General features: G+C 63.0%; 1 protein-coding gene. It reads left to right on the forward strand.

Features of this window, described 5'->3' with window-relative positions; translation table 11 throughout:
- Positions 1-45: 45 nt before the first annotated feature.
- A partial coding sequence (locus AAEY79_RS15370) for a relaxase/mobilization nuclease domain-containing protein (RefSeq protein ID WP_352289384.1) occupies positions 46-262 on the forward strand: 217 nt, incomplete at its 3' end.

Genomic DNA, 262 nt, shown 5'->3' on the forward strand with positions numbered 1-262 from the left:
GCCCTGCAGGACCTCTTTGACGAATGGCGATGGGGTGGTTGGGGGATGCCGGAGGAGAGCCGGCGTCGGGAAACCTTTAATCTGATGCTATCAATGCCGGCTGGCACGGACCGCGCGGCCGTCCGAGAGGCGTCAAGGGCGTTCGCGCGCGAGATATTCGGCGACGGACGATTGTACGTGTTCGCACAGCACGATGACCAGCCGCATCCGCACGTACATCTGTGTGTTCGGGTGCGTGGTCCTGACGGGCGGTGTCTGAATC

The sequence above is a fragment of the Psychrobacter sp. GW64-MNA-CIBAN-0177 genome (assembly GCF_040309585.1).
GTDB lineage: Bacteria > Pseudomonadota > Gammaproteobacteria > Pseudomonadales > Moraxellaceae > Psychrobacter > Psychrobacter okhotskensis.